At 53.1% G+C, this 15,450-nt stretch carries 10 protein-coding genes; 7 read left to right on the top strand and 3 right to left on the bottom strand.

Going from position 1 to position 15,450, the window contains the following annotated elements; genetic code table 11:
* Positions 1-385: 385 nt before the first annotated feature.
* Positions 386-3,034, top strand: coding sequence for a lamin tail domain-containing protein (locus V5N13_RS15915; protein ID WP_336361607.1), 2,649 nt, complete (start codon positions 386-388; stop codon positions 3,032-3,034).
* A 209-nt stretch (positions 3,035-3,243) separates the two neighbouring features.
* Here the strand turns inward: V5N13_RS15915 and V5N13_RS15910 are convergent, their stop codons facing one another.
* Entirely contained in the window at positions 3,244-4,164 is a 921-nt protein-coding gene (locus V5N13_RS15910; RefSeq protein ID WP_336361606.1) for a transcription initiation factor IIB, read from the bottom strand.
* A gap of 441 nt (positions 4,165-4,605) precedes the next feature.
* Here V5N13_RS15910 and V5N13_RS15905 point away from each other — a divergent pair, with 441 nt between their 5' ends.
* From V5N13_RS15905 to V5N13_RS15885, 5 genes are all read left to right on the top strand, one after another.
* On the top strand, positions 4,606-7,620 hold the full coding sequence (locus tag V5N13_RS15905; RefSeq protein WP_336361605.1) for a queuine tRNA-ribosyltransferase tRNA-guanine transglycosylase: 3,015 nt from the start codon (positions 4,606-4,608) through the stop codon (positions 7,618-7,620).
* 88 nt (positions 7,621-7,708) lie between these two features.
* Positions 7,709-8,743, top strand: a complete 1,035-nt coding sequence (locus tag V5N13_RS15900; RefSeq protein ID WP_336361604.1) for a tRNA-guanine transglycosylase — start codon at positions 7,709-7,711, stop codon at positions 8,741-8,743.
* A complete protein-coding gene (locus V5N13_RS15895) occupies positions 8,740-9,633 on the top strand; it encodes a hypothetical protein (protein ID WP_336361603.1) in 894 nt (297 codons plus the stop codon). Before V5N13_RS15900 ends, V5N13_RS15895 begins: the two co-directional genes overlap by 4 nt.
* Entirely contained in the window at positions 9,626-10,780 is a 1,155-nt protein-coding gene (locus V5N13_RS15890) for a BREX system ATP-binding domain-containing protein (RefSeq protein WP_336361602.1), read from the top strand. Before V5N13_RS15895 ends, V5N13_RS15890 begins: the two co-directional genes overlap by 8 nt.
* A 198-nt stretch (positions 10,781-10,978) precedes the next feature.
* Complete coding sequence (locus V5N13_RS15885) at positions 10,979-11,242, top strand: cold shock domain-containing protein (RefSeq protein WP_336361601.1); 264 nt, start codon at positions 10,979-10,981, stop codon at positions 11,240-11,242.
* Between the two features lie 61 nt (positions 11,243-11,303).
* Here V5N13_RS15885 and V5N13_RS15880 read toward each other — a convergent pair whose 3' ends face one another.
* Positions 11,304-12,494: a hypothetical protein gene (locus tag V5N13_RS15880; RefSeq protein WP_336361600.1), complete on the bottom strand. Its 1,191-nt coding sequence runs from the start codon at positions 12,492-12,494 to the stop codon at positions 11,304-11,306.
* Positions 12,495-12,602: 108 nt separating this feature from the next.
* Between V5N13_RS15880 and V5N13_RS15875 the strand changes: the two genes are divergently transcribed.
* Positions 12,603-13,514 (top strand): ADP-ribosylglycohydrolase family protein, encoded by a 912-nt coding sequence (locus tag V5N13_RS15875; protein WP_336361599.1) that lies wholly within the window; start codon positions 12,603-12,605, stop codon positions 13,512-13,514.
* Positions 13,515-13,607: 93 nt separating this feature from the next.
* Here the strand turns inward: V5N13_RS15875 and V5N13_RS15870 are convergent, their stop codons facing one another.
* Complete coding sequence (locus tag V5N13_RS15870; protein ID WP_336361598.1) at positions 13,608-15,392, bottom strand: phospholipase D-like domain-containing protein; 1,785 nt, start codon at positions 15,390-15,392, stop codon at positions 13,608-13,610.
* Between the last annotated feature and the right edge of the window lie 58 nt (positions 15,393-15,450).

Below are 15,450 nucleotides of genomic sequence, written 5' to 3'. Positions count from 1 at the left end.
CCCCCAGCGTCAGCCAACGGAGTACTCAGCTTACGTAGCTAACGACTACAGACTCACAGAGTTTGCATTGAAAGTAGGCACCCTCCCCTTGGTGGCCAAGATACAGTCGGTGTTCTCGGGGATGGACGCACTCGACTCCCCTTCCAATGCGGTACGTTTTGCGCGTGCCTGTCGAATGCACCGATTGTTCCTTCGACATTACACAGATACAGAGGTTCTCTGTGGCAAAACCACTATTTGAAATCCTGCAAGCAGAATCAGCTCAACCGTGAGCGACTCCTCAACCCGATTTTGATTGTGAGCGGGATCTCTAGGTGAGATTGGTTCTCATGGGAGGGATATTATACACATTAATTATAGTTCGTTTAATTGGTTGTGTCGTAGAATGCAACGACGCAACTACCTGAAATTACTGGGCAGTGCAGTAGGCGGCGTCTCTCTTGGAACATCCGTGGCAACCGCGGCTGACACGCAGCTCGAACCAGGAACGTGGTACGACGCGACCGTCGAGAAAACCATCGACGGCGACACATTCGACGTTAAACTCACGAGCGACGGCACGGTCTACAACGTCCGCGTCCTCGGCATCGACACCCCCGAGAAATCGGGGAACACACGCTACGATAAACTCGAAGAATGGGAGGGCATCGAAGACTCGGCATATCTCGAAACGTGGGGGAACAACGCCTCTGACTTCGCCAAGGGAGAACTCCCTGTTGGAACGAACTGCCAGATTGCCGTTGACTCTGAATCAGAAGAGCTCGATATCTACGGCCGATTGCTCGCAAAGATTCGCTACGACCGAACCGCCGATGGGTCGATGAACACGGTCTATAACAAGTACACCATCGAGCAGGGATACGCGCGTGTGTACTCCGCGAGTATGACCAACACCGACGCGTACTGGGATGCCGAAAACGCAGCGCGTGCGAGTGGTCTGAATGTCTGGAGCCAAAGTGATCCGTCATCAACTCCCGAAGTCCGAGACAACGACGTGGGTCAGACGTTCCACCCGAACACGACGAGCATCAAGACCACGGCTGGCCAGTTGGCCGACTCTCGAACGCCAATCTGGGCTGAATCAACCGCAACTCAGTCACAGAGTTCGGGTGCAGTCACCTACAGCAGTAATATCCCGCTCGTGGGAGTTGATGCGGCAAACAACCTCGCCATGCTCGGTGGACAACCCATTCAAGAAGACCACGACAGCGTATCCGACCACCTCGAACACTTTGTCTTCGTAACGAACCTCATCGACTCACTCACCGAAGGAACCCGCTCTGGGATGGTGCTCGTCGATGGTGGCCATCACCAATTCGGCGCAGACCACTCCTGTTCTGCAGAGGATACGGTTTTCTATCAACGCTATCTCGAAGGGCAGGGCATCGAACTCGCAGGCATCAATACCCTCGGAGATTCGACTGGCCCCTCGCTCTCGAATGCGCGTGCAATCATCATCACGAGTCCGGAAGATACCGTTTCGAGTGCCGACGTCTCTGCAATCACTTCCTTCATCGATAACGGTGGCGCGGTCATCTTGATGGGGAGTGCCGCCTCAACCTCCGCTCAGCAGTCGAACTTGAACAGTTTGGCCGCCGACCTCGGGACGGATCTGCGGCTGAACGAGGATGAGATCACCGACAGCGAGAACAACGTCGGGTCGGACACTCTCGTGACGAGTGCACATCTGAACACGACCGACTTCTCGCTCTGGAGTGCCTACTCCGGAAGCGGGGCGTCGCCGTCCTACCTCCTCTCAATCGATGACGTTGTCCGAAACGTAGATTCGTTGAATGAGGAGACTGTCGTCCTCAGCAACGACGGGTCGAACGCCATCGATATGTCCGGGTGGACAATGACCAACGGCGACGGGGATACCTACTCCTTCCCGAGCGGGTTCACCCTCGCCGCTGGTGACTCAGTCACAGTTCACACCGGGAGCGGGAGCGACACTGCGACCGACCTCTACTGGGGTGCGTCAATGTTCCGATGGGATGTCTCAGCAGACACCTGTACCGTGTACGACGCAGACGGCGACATCGCCCAAGACACCTCGTGGTCGGTGCCGAATCTCACCATCCCAACCATCAGTGAGGATGGTGCGACGCTCAACGACGAGTACGTTGAGGTGAGAAACGAGAACGGTGGGAGTGTCGATCTCTCTGGGTTCGAACTCGCAGATGCCGTCGACACGACCTACACCTTCCCGAGTGGCGTTACGCTCGCTGATGGCGCGACCGTCCGCGTCCACACGGGGAGTGGGAGTGATTCCTCGACCGACCTCTATTGGGGGCGTGGCTCTGCAGTGTGGAACAACGGTGGCGATACGGCGACCCTTACGACGGCTGGTGGCGACGTCGTCCGCGAACACACCTACCCAGCACCGTACAGTCTCTCGATTCCAACCATCAATGAGGATGGCGACGAGACGACCGAATACGTCGATATTCGAAACGACGGCAGTAGTATTCTCGACTGTTCCGGGTTCACCCTCGAAGATGCTGCGGGGAATGACTACACCTTCCCTGATTCGTTCGCCCTCGATGCCGGTGCAACGGTTCGCGTCCACACCGGGAGCGGCACCGACTCGACAACTGACCTCTACTGGGGTCGGGGTGGTGGTGTCTGGAACAATGGGGGAGACTCCGCGTACGTCTACGACGATAATGGACGCCTCGCCGTCTCACAATCGACGTCTGGAGATGGCTGTTCGTCGAAAATTTGTATTCAGGAGATTCAGGCCGATGGTGCAACCCTCAACGACGAATACGTTGACTTCACGAACACCGGATCAACCGACCAGGACATGACCGGGTGGACCGTCGAAGACGAGGTTGGGAAGACCTACTCATTCCCAAGTGGCTATACGATTACGAGCGACGGAAGCTGCCGACTCCACACAGGAAGTGGCACGGATTCGAGCCAGGACGGCGACCTGTACTGGGGTCGTGGCTCTCCAGTCTGGAACAACAGCGGTGACACAGTCCACCTGTACGAGGCCGATGGTTCGCTGCACACCCAAGATTCGTACTGAAGTGGGTGTCAGATACCGAGTGGGATAACACTCCGTCTCTCGAGGACGGTTTGTCCTTTCATCTGAGGTCGTAGACAGCGATCTCACTGAGCCCACAATACGGACACACCGATTCGGTTTGTTCGACGGACGTCCCGCACCGCCGACACTCATAGACGATCTCGGGTGTCGGCTCGTTCCCAATCAGCCACAAGAGAGGACGAACCATCTCACAGCACCTCGCTGAGCGCGTCACGATTCTTCCGAATGGTCACCGCCGTCACACCCGACACCTCTGCCAATTCACACTGCAGCACCCGAACTCCGGTCTCTCTGCCAGCGAGTTCGAGACACGCCGCAGCCACCCCAGCCGGATTACATCCGTTGCCCAAGTCCGTCGATTGGGCTTGCTCTGTCAGTTCGACTGCTCGCCGACGAACCACTGGAGTGACGTTGAGTGCAGAGGCAAACTGCGGGACGTACAGCCGAGGAATCCGAGGTGGGGTTGGTAAGCCGAGTTCCCTGTTCAACACGCTGTAGGCGTGGAGAACTGATTCTTCGTCACAGTGTGCGTATCGAGCTATTTCAGAGACTGCACGCGGGAGGTTACTGCACCGACACACCGCATACACACACCCTGCGGCAATCGATTCGAGTGACCGACCCAGAAGCAAGTCTTCGTTTTGGGCCGTTCTGAACAGCGCACACGTCTGGTCGCGGATGCTTGTTCCGAGGTCGAGCCCGCTGATGATGCGTCGAATCTCGTAGAATCCCCGCACCTGGTTCTGCTCGCGTTTGGATGACCGACGAGCGCGACCGTGTTCACGGCGTAGGCGCCTGAGTTGGCGTTGTTTGTTCCGCGAGAGGGTGCGACCCTTGCCGTCTCGATACTCGCCAATCGAAGTGGAGAGTCCGTGGTCATGGAGAGAGGGCGTGAGTGGCTCGCCCGTCCGCTCGGAGTTCGTTTCGTCGTCAGGGAACGACCGCCATTCGGGGCCAAGGTCGATGGCTTGGTCAGAAAGGAGGAGTCCACAATCGTCGCACACCGTTTCATGTGAGTTTGTGGTGATTCGCCCATCGCATTCAGGGCAGGAGTTCGTTGGCTGTACGTCTTCGTCGAACGTTTTTTCGTAGATGTCTCTGGTCGCCATTCTGTATCATGAGGAACTCTGCAAAGCCCCTCGCCCCTCAGGGGCAGATAAACTGGCGTGACGTACGACCTGCCAAGGATTTACGGGAGGTGAAAAATTGGATTAATGTCAGTCTCTCCCATTACCGTCACCGAAACTCCAATGGGCAAACGGATAGCTCGGTAGGCACAGGGATTGTGAGAAAGTACAAATGTCGATTCAAGCAGTTCTCAATGTAATCAGTTGAAGCAGTACATAGAGAAAAAATTCGTTTGTCATGTTTGATGAAGCGGATTAGCAATGAAAATCCTCGAATATTTTTCTGAAGATATACATTAGAGTGAACTCACGAATCAGTCACTCGCGTGGTATTGGTTCCCCACTCGCGTAAAGGCAAACAACAGTATCTTATTGCAGAGCGAAGAACCTGCTGTAAGGTGAAGTAGATCTGTGCGATTCTATGTGCCAGAGTGGGAGGACCGGGTAGACAAAGATTACGATTTTATCCACGATGAGCACTCGACTCACGACGTAGAAAACCGTCCTCACCAATATATCTGGAATACCTACAGCCCGGAAGAATGGCCGATCGACGGTCTCCTCATCTCACGGGAGCAGGTCGAAGAATCCCCTTCCAAGGCGGAGAAAATCCGTAAAAGTGGCATATACAATGATGACTTCCTGAAGCTCCCGAAGCAGCTCCCAACCATCTGCGACTGTGGCGCGTGGGGGTACAAAGACCTCCCCTTCCCGCCGTACGACAACGAGGAGATGCTCGAATTCTACGAAGACATGAATGTGACGACGGCCGTCACCATCGACCATCTCGTCCTCGGGTCTGGCCACACAGCGCGCCTCTACCTCGATGAACGGGCGTTCACGGGCAAGATTTCGAAAAAGAAGGACTTACCGGACGAATTGCGAGACGCCGTCGACATCATGGTCGACGAGTGGCCCTCCCCCTCGGATAAGGATCGAGCTTGGCCGGAGTACGTCAAAGACGAGGAACCCTCCATCTACGGCGTTGAGACTGTCGAACCTTTCACAGAAGCAGATTTCGAAGGGTCGGCTGAAGACATTATCGATCGACTTAGCGACGACCCACGCGCCGTATACCGCGAGGACGACATGCAGTATCGCTACGACCTCACGCTTCGCAACGCCCGCGAGATGTACGACCTCTATCAGAAGGGCTACGAAGAAGATGGCGAACGGAAAGCCTACTCGTTTCGCCTGATGTCGGCAGTTCAGGGCTGGAGTCCAGAATCGTACGCAGACGCTGTCGGTGACGTACTCGAAATGGGCTTCCAGTACATCGGAATCGGCGGGGTCGCCGGTAGTTCAGAAAAGAAAGTAAAGGCCATCGTCTCTAACGTTGGCCGGCGAATCAAACGCTTCGAGCGCGAGAACAACACTCGCATCGATACGCACGTTTTCGGCTTCGCGAAAACGGGCGCGTTCGAAACTGTGGGCCGAAGCGGCATGACGAGTTTCGACAGCGCAAGCATGCTTCGTGCTGCGTGGACCGGTGGCAGCAACTACCACCTGAGCAGCGATGAGCGATACGACGCCCTCCGCGTTCGATACGCGTCGAATCGAGACACGGAGAAGGTCGGGATTCAAAAGGCTCTTCGTGGGCAGGAGATGCTCTATGCACTTCGCGCATTCGACAAAAATGAGTCGATCGCAAAGGCGTTACAAACTTGGCACGAGAAAGCGTGCCAGTCACTTGATGGGATTGAAGAATTTCTGAGTGATTCCCGTCATGACGACTGTTTTGATGTGAAGTATTTGAACGTCACTGAATCTTCTTTCCTTGGCAAATATATATACGAGGACGGAAAACGCACAAAACTAAAATACGGTGAAGGGTACGAATATGGTAACGAATTTATTGCAAATTTCGGTGGGCCAATCACAAGAAAAATAGTAAAAAAACTCCGGGCAGACAGCGCAGAAGACCCGCTCCCGTTCAAGGAATACGAAGAGATTCTCCATCCTGTGTACGAGATTTTCGAAGAGTGGGAACCAACGCTCATCGACGAAATCGAGCAACTCGAAAAGGAAGATGACGAGTACGGAAAAGTCGATCACATCTGGCCGCTCGTCGAAGCCTACGCGACGTGGGAAGCGATCGACGACAGTCGCCTCCTCGCGAAGTACCGTGAACTATTACAAGAACGGCCTTGGGAGCGTTGTAACTGCAATATTTGTGAGGGCATTACCGCCGGTGACTCAGAACAGAGATATGATGGCATCGAGGTGGCAATCTTCCGAGGCAACAACCGAAACCGTCGTCGTGGGTTCCACAACACAAAACGGTTCTACAACGAGTTCGCCGATGCGCTCCCAAAAACGCTCGTCGTAACCAAGGGCTCGTCCGAGCTGTCCAACTACGACACCATCGAAGCCTACCTCAAAGCAGAACGGCCAGGGTTCTGGGAAGCAACTCACGACCTTCCGGTCGCCGAAATCGGGGTCGTCACGGCGACCGGTTTCCACGAGTGGTGGGAGAAAACACCGTCGAGCGTCTCCCTCGATCCAGATGTGATGGGTGAAACGCTCACAGAACGCTGTGGTCGGTATCAGCACCTGTACGTTGATGGCGATGCATGGGCGATGGAAAAAGAGCTGACAGAGACCATCGGCTGCCCCGTGTCCGTACATAGTTCGTCCACAGAACTCCGACAAGAGGTAATCGGCACACTTGGGTACGAACCCTGGTTCACACCACCGGTCATCGACGACCGACGTGATGGAACGGACGAACCATTGCGAATCCTCATCATCGACCAGTGCTCGAAGGCGAAGAATACACCCGACGAAACTGACGAACTCACTGCAGAAGAACTCGCATCGACATCGCTTGATGCGATTCATGCTGATGGTGGACATCAACTCACTCCCGCGCGAGACCTCTATGCAGGCAGACAACAGCGCTACATCACAGAAGCGGTAAACAAACTCCGTACACACGGTGACGAAGTCACACGAGAGTTCATCAGCGCAGGGTTCGGCCTCGTCGAAGAAACCGAGGAACTGCCACCGTACAACGTTACATTCGCGAATCAGAAGGCGGCTGAAATCGATGCTTCAGCAGAGCGCCTGCAAATCCAGAAGGACGTCCTAAAGCGAGCGACAAGCGAGTTCCACGATATCGTGTTCTTCCCGCTCGGGACCGACTATTATCGGAGTATGGGGCTTGAAACCGTACTCGACCGCATTCCAGAGAGTACGCTAGTCGTCGTGTTCAACAACGAGGAACTCGCAGCACAGTTCCCGAACGTCGTCTCAATTTCCGCGCGAACTCCAGACGCCAAAAAACACGGGTCGATCGTCGTCTCATTGAAAGGAACCTATCTGCAAAACTTCGCTGACCATCGGAAAAGTGAGAAAGCGGTCACTTCACTCGACGACATCGTCGAGTTCTGTACCAGTGAATTCCTGAAGCAAACTGGACTCGAGCAGTACAAGTAAATCAGCCTCAGTACCCTGGTTTAGTTAATATTTTTTATATTTCTGCCTAAATTTAAATAGGAGCCCGAGCTATCTGAGCGCGGCGGAGATGCTCTACAGACACCGAACACTCGACACACCACGGGGGCCGTTGTCTACACCCGTCCTCTTTCCGGTTCGGAACATCGGGAAACGGTCGACCGACAACACCCCTGAGTACGCAGACAGTATACCAGACCTCCCCACCGCGATGGTCAATGCACGGGCCATTAGACGACGAAAACCGCAGTGGGAACGCCTTCAACATGAGGCCACCCTCCGCGAGGAGATGAACGTCCCCGAGGAGACCATCGTCTTCGCCGACAGCGGTGGGTTCGATTTTCACAGTGAAAAACTGGATACCACCCCAACTGAGACGCTCGAAACCCAGCAGCAGATTGGCGCAGATATCCTAGGAACGGTTGACCTTCCTCTCAACCGAGAGTACCGGACAGAGAAAAAACAGCGCAGAATCCAACGAAGCATCGAGTACGCGTTGACAGCGAGCGATTCACATGACGGCGATGAACTGCTATTCGCGAGCGTCCACGGTTACGACCCAGAAACGATACGCAACACTATCCGATATCTCGACCGAAACGGGTCGTTCGACGGATTTGCCATCGGTAGCCTTGTTCCTATCAGAACGGACTACAAGAAAACGACAAAATTGATACTCGCTGCGCGACAAGCGACCGAGAAACACCTCCACGTCTACGGGTTAGGCGGGATTGTGTATCAACCACTCCTTTTATACCTAGGTGTTGATAGCTTTGATTCGTCGTCGTTCATTAGAAGTGCGGGGAATCGAAATTATTTGCTCCCAGGCTTCGGTGGTCGAGAGCTCGGGAAAATCGAGGAATTAGACCGACTCCCATGTTCGTGTCCGGTGTGTGGTTCCCGAACGTTCGAGGAAGTGCGTGCCGATCGAGGACTGCTCACGATTCATAATCTATGGGCGTTAGCAATTGAACTGCGGCGATTTCGCTACATGGTGGCCGCTGGTGAGGATATCGAAGCATATCTGGACCTTCGATTTAGAGGGAATGAAGTCACCCATCGTGCGTACTTGACCGCGAAACAGCAAGTACGGAGGCTCACATGAGCGAGCGAGCGACAGTCCGCCCAGTCACTCTCGGACGATTAGTCGAGGTGACGCACGTCTGTTCAACGGGTCGCGTTTCGACCGAATCAGTCGAAACCAAACTGGACGTTTCAACCAGGCGCGCACGTGAGACGATTCTTGAAGCGGCGCGAATCGGACTAATCGACGAAGACGAAACAACTGAATTCCCTACCTACGAAACCTCAGTCATTGGAGCTAGTTTTCTCAACGCAGTAAAAGCTGAGAACTGGTCGCAAGTGAGCGACATTCTCGAACAAAACAGCCCTCACTACCGGGCGTTCCTTGAGACTGTTGAGACTGCAGGACCGTCATCACTCGACGAACTTCTCGAGTCGCTCGAAGACGCCGAGTCAGGCTCAGAAAGAACGTACAATCAAACGAGCGTCGATATCTTGAGCGATTGGGGTGAGCGGCTGGGAGCTTTACAGCGGAATGCGTTCACTGGAACGTATTACGTGACAAACCGTTCAACCGTACCAGAAGCATTCGCTGACCACTTGCTACAAACCTATGATGATCTTGAGCAAACCGCGGGAGTGAATCTTCGCCAGCGCTACCTCTCCATTCCGAAACTCAGAGAGGCGTTCTGTGAACGGACAGGATGTCCACGCCCGGCTTTCGACGAGGCACTCCTCAACCTTGCCCAAGAGACGAAAAACATCGGCAAACTCGAGCTCTCAGGAGCGCCCATCGACACAGGCGCGAAAGAGTCGTTACTCGGCATCAAAGAGATCTCGTTGGGGGACGCGGGAGGGCTCGTTTCGACAACGCAATCGACCGACCCAGTGATGGCCGGTGTTGAACAGTTTGGCAAACAATTCTATTACCTCGCAGTGTACGACCGAGACTTAACCGATACCCATGAGTGACAACCCATTCACCATTACCGACGAACAGCGCGACTACTCACAGTTCGACCTGACCGAAAATCCGTTCCCGTACAGTCCAGTTCCCGACGAGAACCCTGAGATATACTGCGGCCAGCAACATGCGACTCGCATAATCAGCGACACCGTTTCGACAGTGCTCGGGACGGGGAAATCGAAGCACCTCGTTATCACCGCGAAGTATGGGAACGGCAAATCACACACGCTCAAGTACACTCGTTCGCTCGTTCGCGACCGCTCTGACGTGATTGTCGGGTACGTCGCCCAACCCGGTGATGGCTTCCGCGACATCTACCACGAGTTCATGTATGACCTCGGGTTCAGCCGTGTCCAGGAACTTGCCTACGAGTATCTCGCGATGGTCGCGCGCGAGACACAGGATATCGACGTGGATGGACCTGATGAGATGAAAGCCCTCATCGACGACGGAGAAATCCTACTTTCTGAGCTCATTCCAGAAGCGATTCAGCGCCTAAACCAAATTACGAAGTTCGCCGATTTCGCTCGCGCAATCGTTCACATGGTGTACGAGGACACAAATCTCTACGCGTGGCAGTGGCTCACCGCAGAGGGGATTCGCTACGAGCAGCGCAAACAGATGGAAATTCACAGCGCACTCGACGACGACACCACCAGTGTCCGGGCGTTCACGGCGCTCAAGAACATGATTCTCGAACTAGGTTACACCAGTGTGTTCGTCTTCATCGACGAGTTCGAGAGTATCTCCAGGCTCAATTCGAAGAATAAGCAGGCCACGCTCAACAGTATTCGTCACCTGATGGATCAGAACAGTCACGGCCTGTGTGTCCTTTTCGGGTGTGCACCTGAGGTCTGGCAGGATGTGATGAGTGAGTATCACGCCTTCTCTGAGCGTATCGGTCAAGAAGTCGCGCTCCGTCCGCTCACAGACGACCACCTACGCGACCTTATCGAGAGTTACCTGAGTAACGCGCGTGAGGGAGATACTGAGTCAATTGAACCGTTCACCGAGGATGGAATCGACGTGGTCTTACAACGGTCGCAGGGGAATATCCGACAAGCGCTTGCAATCTGTAGTCGAGCGCTCGACGATACAACTGATACTGATGCCGGTCAAATCGACGCTGAAACGATCCAGCAGGCAATCTGATATCAAAGGAGTAAACAGCTAGTCGTGGTTGTAGCCCGGAATTTTCGGTTTCCGTTCGAATGTCGAAAATATCCAAAATCCGTGGACAATTTTCCGTAGTCGGAATGTAATCGTTCTCTCAGTGTAGAGTTTGAATCCCACATCCGACAGAATATTTAACTATTGTTGAATGGAATTCGACAGTATTGGTGTGCAAGCATGAGTCCCAAGGAAAAGAGATCAATGGGTCAGATCAAGTTTTACAGTCATACGAAAAAGTACGGATTTATCAAAGTTTTTAGGCCAACTGGTATGGAAGATGTATTCTTCCATATCTCAGACTACAAGGCAGACGAGATCTACAAAGATTGGTGGGTAGAATTTACCATCGAAGCCTCAGAAAAAGGGAAGCAAGCAGTAAATCTTCGGAGGGTCTCACAACCACCCGAATCCAAGTTATTTGGTACCGATTTCGTCTACTAACAGTGTTTGATTCCTTCTATAGAGGATTACTCCCAAAATATACAAGAGATATCTGTATTGACTATCCGAGTTGGAAATCTCCGGGGTACCAATAATGGTTCTCTGGATCTAATGCACCCTTCGGTTCGATTACGGGGCTTCGATTATCGAGGATACCTAAGCTGCGAAATTGGCTGGCTGTATTCGAGATGAACTGACTGTGGATAATGTCTTTAAGGTACTCTGGATTCTCGTAAATCTCGTATCCGCGACCTTGTTCGATGAGTGTGGCAGCTTCTTGACTTCCTGACGGGTCAGTGTACACCAAGTTGAGGAAGGTACTCGGATAGTTGTCGATTAATATTTGGCAGAGCTCTTTGATTGAGATGGGAGCACCCCCTTGGCTCAACAGAACTTCAAAGAGCGTCCTGAAATCGGGAGCAGAAGCAAACCGATTTCGGAGATACGTCGCAATCGGTGGATGGTTCGCCTTCACTGAACCACCTCCCTTGAGGTTCATCAAATCAGGGACATCTGCAACGTTGTATCCTTTCAAGAGTGTCAGGCCCACCTCACCCTGCTCAGTTAGTTCGAAACTGTTGTCTACCTCTCGAATCATCCCAAGATACTGGGCAAGCCGAATCATCCGGTTGTACTCTCGTTTGTACGGATAATTGGTGTCTGAAACGAGTTGTCCAATCTCCGACTTGGTAGTTTTCGAATGTGCTCCAACCGCGAGAACGGGCATCAACTGATTTAATGGATCGGCATACTTCGGGAGAATGAGGGAAACCTGGGTGCCCGTTACTTGGGCGTTTTCTAGCTGATGGCGAGTGTTGTAGAGTAAGTCTTTCATATCTACCGAATAGGGATTGCACTCGGTGACTTCGTGTGTCTTCGAATCGACACCGAGAACCCCAATACCTTTAGACAGGGAGAGATCACGGATGCGAGAAATGTTCGAAGCATCAGCTGCAAGATGGGCGCGGTCTACTCCACGCTGATAGCTTATCGCTTGTCCAAGGCCCTTCCTCAAATTTGTCGTGCCTTTTACTTCGATAGCAAACACTCGGTTTGCAGGCGTGATTCCTAAGACATCGGGCTTGTATGGTCCGATGGAGATTGTGTGAGAGGGGTAGGATTGTAGCACTTGCTTATATCCCTGAATCTGGTGGTGGCTTTTCGGGATGTGAACATAGAATTGGTAATCACGAGAGTCGAGCCAATTTGCAAGAGATAAGAAGACGTCTGCCTCGGCGGAAGAATCACTCATACACGAGATAGGTAGAGGGGGTTCTTGAAATTTCACCAACCATTGGGTTAGGTTCAGAGTATGCCACTCCATACTCAATTATTTATAACTGGTTGACAGTATTTTCGTATGGACGAGGATTGTGCGGAGGGGGTGTTGTTGGGTCTCGCGTGTGGGGATGCCCTTGGACGGCCGGTAGAATTCAAATCAGCAAGTGCCATCGAGGACAAGTACGGCCGCTTGACCGAGATGGAGGGGTACGGAACGTGGAATCAACCCGCAGGAACGCTCACTGACGATACCGACCAAGCCCTCTGTATCGCGCGAAGTCTTGTTGAGTGTGGCCATTTTAACCCAGCAGATGTTGCCGACCGCTTCGTCAGATGGGCAGAACAAGGTCCATTTGATATGGGGAGAATGACGAAAAGGTCAATATCGAAGTTGCAGCAGGGCAGTTCGTGGGACGAGGCTGGTCGAGAAGTCTGGGAGTCGACTCAAGAAGGAGGCAATGCTGGTAACGGGAGTGTGATGCGGTGTGCGCCTCTTGCCATTGCCTATAGTGAAGACGATGAATCACTTGCAGAGGTCAGTCGTCAATCTTCACTAATCACCCATGCTGACCCTCGTTGTCAGGAAGGGTGTGTTGTGCTGAACCTCACGATCGCAGGTATTTTGCGGGGTGACGACGCTCCCCTTTCTCATGCACTCGAATTTGTTGAAAATGAGGCTCCAGAAGAACTGCTCAATGCTCTGTCGCCTATTGCGAACGGAGAGATACCAGATTCCCTCAGGACATCTGGATATGTGATTTACACATTGCAGACCGCGCTTCACGATGCATTGACTGCTGAAAATGCAGAGGAAGCGATAATTACAACCGTTAATCGTGGTGGGGACACAGACACGATCGGTGCCGTCACAGGAGCACTTGCTGGAGCGCGGTTTGGAGCGAGTGCGTTACCTCACAGATGGTTAGTAGAGATTGAGGAACGGACAGAAATTGGTAAACTCGCATTGAAACTTCAAAAGATAGAACTCTAATGGTCGGTGCTGAAAATCACCCCAACAGAAAATAATTCACGAAGAAATGGGCGACAGAGAGATTTTGGAATGAAACCATAGAAACGAGCTATTTCAACTATAGTGTGTCGGCACCAATTGACGGTTGGGAATCTCTTGAAGACGCTCAATATCCAATTCATCTGCTTCAGAGAGAGTCCACACGATATCGAAGAATTCGATAGCGGCCTCAACAAACTGAGTTCGCTCAGTGTAGACCCCGCATTCAGGATTCCAGTTGTAGCTGTTCTCCATGAAGTTCGCAGACCCCAGTAGGGCAGCTCCTTCATCGGCATGTCCTATCGTGTAAACCTTCCCATGAATCCCGAATTCGCCTAGATTGCGGAACTCCATATCTGGGGTCACTCGCTGGTGCTCTTTGAACCGAGAATACGTCCGGACGGTGAGACGGTCGCGGTGGTCTTTGATTTCGCTGAATAGGTTTTCCTGAAGCCGTTCCCACTCCCAGGGTTGTTTCGTATGCCGCGTTAACAATCGAACTTCGAACCCGTGTTCGAGAAGGCGACGAATCTGGGCGACGTACTCGTTGAAGGTGTCGTCATCGAACGGCGTCATTATTCGCAAGACCTTATTCTCGAAGTCGCGCTCCAAACCGAGGCTGAATAGTCGATCGGTCATTGACGTGTAAGATCGAAGTCCCGACGGACGGTGTTCGTGCCACCGACGCAGATGGGCACGTTCCTGGCCCAATCCACGCGAATCGCCCACATACGCATTCATTCGTTTCTCACCCAATGCTTCAGGATTGATGAGCGTGTACGTGAAATAGGTTGGTGCAACGTCACCATCGCGCAGTTTGGCAAACTCCTGTGCAACCATCCGTTCAGCAACGCCAGCAGGCGGTTCGACTTCGATCGTCACATCTGTGAGTGCATCGAGACGCTGTTTAACCGTCGAACACCTATCGATAAGATGTGCCATGTACTCGTCTCGGAGGTCTTCACCCACGATTGAGTCGGGAAGCGAAGTGAACTCTACTAATCCGTTCGGGGAGACTGTACACTCAACTCCGGGAATCGAGTTCAGTGCCTGGTGAATTTCGTACTCCGTCGCAGAGAGACGTCGAGTGATGAACACGAGATCGAATCTGGAATGTTCGGGATATTTATCAACGGTCGCGAGCACGTTTACGAGGAGCTCGCTCGCTGCTTCATTGAGATCATCATCGTCGAGAACCGCAGTTTTTTCAATTGAGGTATCTACCTCAGCGCGGGTGAGAGTTTGAGTATCGGAACCAACGAGAAGTGACCGAAGTTCGTCGTAGTGCGTTGAATAGTGTTCGCGCTGCTCAACGATTGCCTTCTCAAGGCCCTCTGAGTCGATGACAGTTTCGGATTCGCTTGCGAGTCCCGCTGCCACCGCTTCCACAGGAAAGTCTGTACTAGGAGTCTCGCCGACAACTCGTTTTGCGACATCAAGTAAACATCGTTCGTCCTCCACATTCAACAAGTGAGGGAGGACGTGGCCGTACGCATCTCGAACTGCCTGCATCGAAGATTTCTCGCGCTGTGCGGTAAGGGCAGACTCGATTCGTTCAAGGTTCGATTCGACGCTGTCGGAATAGATGGTGACGAATCCGAGTGCGCTGAGAACAGGAGTGAGAACGAGTGTATCCCACTCATCTGCGAGGAGGCTGTCGAATTCACGACGGCGGAGACTCTCCTCAATGTCGCTGCACGACCGAAGCACAACCTCGGCGTTATCGAGTCGAGTGACCGCGGTTGCCCGGATAAGCGGTTCAGGGTGTGCTGAAGTGAGAACCAACGTACCGAGAAGGGTGAGAGTGTTCCCAGAAACGAGCCCGAGTTCTTCGAGTAACCACTCGTGAAAGGCGGCCACATCCGCTGGCTCACGCTCGTCGTTCGTGTGCAACAGCTCTGCTCGAATGTGGGGTGAA

Source organism: Haladaptatus sp. ZSTT2, assembly GCF_037081775.1.
Lineage (GTDB): Archaea > Halobacteriota > Halobacteria > Halobacteriales > Halococcaceae > QDMS2.
This window is presented reverse-complemented; position numbering and strand designations above follow the sequence as displayed.